Origin of the sequence: Shewanella profunda (assembly GCF_023283765.1) — a bacterium.
Lineage (GTDB): Bacteria > Pseudomonadota > Gammaproteobacteria > Enterobacterales > Shewanellaceae > Shewanella > Shewanella profunda.
On sequence record NZ_JAKILG010000106.1, the window covers coordinates 1 to 1,376 of the forward strand.

The 1,376-nt window shown below is 46.0% G+C and carries 3 protein-coding genes; all 3 read left to right on the forward strand.

Features of this window, described 5'->3' with window-relative positions; genetic code table 11:
• Window positions 1-129 precede the first annotated feature (129 nt).
• The 3 genes from L2744_RS21395 (at window position 130) to L2744_RS21405 (ending at window position 1,369) form a co-directional block, all read left to right on the forward strand.
• Entirely contained in the window at window positions 130-576 is a 447-nt protein-coding gene (locus tag L2744_RS21395) for a hypothetical protein (RefSeq protein ID WP_248993760.1), read from the forward strand.
• Window positions 577-675: 99 nt separating this feature from the next.
• Complete coding sequence (locus L2744_RS21400) at window positions 676-954, forward strand: hypothetical protein (protein ID WP_248993761.1); 279 nt, start codon at window positions 676-678, stop codon at window positions 952-954.
• Between the two features lie 88 nt (window positions 955-1,042).
• Window positions 1,043-1,369 carry an HNH endonuclease gene (locus L2744_RS21405; RefSeq protein ID WP_248993762.1) on the forward strand — a complete coding sequence of 109 codons (327 nt, stop codon included), beginning with the start codon at window positions 1,043-1,045 and terminating at the stop codon, window positions 1,367-1,369.
• The last annotated feature ends 7 nt before the right edge of the window (window positions 1,370-1,376 follow it).

The following is a 1,376-nucleotide window of genomic DNA, read 5'->3' on the forward strand; positions in this document are numbered from 1 at the left end:
CATGCTGATCTCCAATTTTTAGTTTCTTTGACAAAACTATTATGGCTCTGGCTTTAAGCTAATCCACGATTGATTGGAGATCAGCATCTTTGTGGGGAGTCATTATGTCTAGGGCTCAAAGGAATCGAGATGCGGAGTGAGTTTCAATACTTTATGAATCAAGATGATCATGCGGCCTTTGATAATCACCTACTAAGTATTGATGGTGTAAGTCTTAAGCAAGGGAAGCTCTTCGATGAGATTCTATTCGACGATGGTTTTATCCAATATCTGCGGAGCATCCTCGAAGATGGAATCCTTACGTCAGGCCGTATTGCTATTGCCTCAACTGATCTGGATGGTTCTTACAACTTCTCTTCGCATCAGGCCGTTGAAGCACTGTATAAAAAATTAAGAAGTTGGCTTAAAAAACGTAGCATCAACACGCTGGTTTGCTACAACGAGAAATCGGAAAACCATGCGGCTCAAGCCGTTAAGAGCTTTTGGCTGGTAACTGGCGCAGAGGCTCTGCTAAATGAGTCGGCTATTAAGCTAAAACAATTTAAATCGGGCAATGTCGTATTTAAACTGGCATAAAGCCCTAACAAGGCGCTCAAGCAAGGACGCAGCAAAGCTGCGCCGCTTAGCTTGGCGTTAGGAGCCTATGCAGGCACCGCGCCATGGACACATAATAAAATGAAGGAATCTGATAGCAATCAAGCGCCAGCGCCAGAAGAAGAGATGTTCTTGGTTCACGTACCCGCACTAGTAGCAGTACTCTTGAACAGAGAACACGAAAAAGGCAGCCCACTTACAGAAGTAGATGTTCTAGAAATCACAGGCAGCTCTGCATGTATAGCGATGCCCCTGCACGCAAAAAAGAAAGTAGAAGAAAGCAGAGGGTATCTAGATATCAATCCAGAAAATGCATGGGCGGAGTGGCAGGCAGCCAGAGTCGAGTTAATCGGCTCCTAACAATGCGCTCAAAGCGCTCACTTCGTTCGCTGGGACCGCGTTCCGCGGCCCCTTAGCTTAATCGTTAGGCATACTTAAGGAAGCCCACGTGTCCATTTCAGATAAGAATCGAAAAATACTCTGGGGCAAATCCGGCAACCTATGCGCAATATGCAGACAAGCACTTGTGATAGACCCTACAACGGCTGATCCCGAATCGGTTGTGGGAGATGAGTGCCATATTATATCTGGCGCAAAGGGAGGGCCAAGGCACACCCCCGAATTCCCAATAGATGAGATAGATAGCTTGTCGAACTTGATGTTGTTATGCCGTAAGCGTCCGGGCAACTACACCTATCTTTTAAAATTCCATGGTAACAGGCTGTCTATATCCGGTGCTGGTTGGCACAGTTCATTAAGGCAAGCCATGATGTAATCAAATG